The organism is Tritonibacter sp. SIMBA_163, assembly GCF_046535935.1.
GTDB lineage: Bacteria > Pseudomonadota > Alphaproteobacteria > Rhodobacterales > Rhodobacteraceae > Epibacterium > Epibacterium scottomollicae.
Map to the genome: position 1 here is coordinate 1 of NZ_JAWJBP010000691.1, position 261 is coordinate 261.

General features: G+C 66.3%; 1 pseudogene. It reads right to left on the bottom strand.

Annotation, left to right across the window (positions count from 1 at the left end):
- Positions 1–261: pseudogene (locus tag R0J92_RS24090) on the bottom strand (UDP-N-acetylglucosamine 1-carboxyvinyltransferase); the annotation flags it as partial.

The window sequence follows — 261 nt, forward strand, 5'->3', positions numbered from 1 at the left end:
CCCGTCACGAGCGCGGTCTTGCCGTCGGTCGTGATGTTGGCGCCGAGGCGGTTCAGCTCCTGCACGTGCATGAAGCGGTTCTCGAAGATCGTCTCGACGACCTGCGCCTTGCCGTCCGCGACCGTGTTCAGCGCCATGAACTGCGCCTGCATGTCGGTCGGAAACGCCGGGTACTCGGACGTGCGGAACGACACCGCGCTCGGACGCTTGTCCATGCGCACGCGCATCCAGTCGTCGCCTTCGTCGATCGTCACGCCCGCT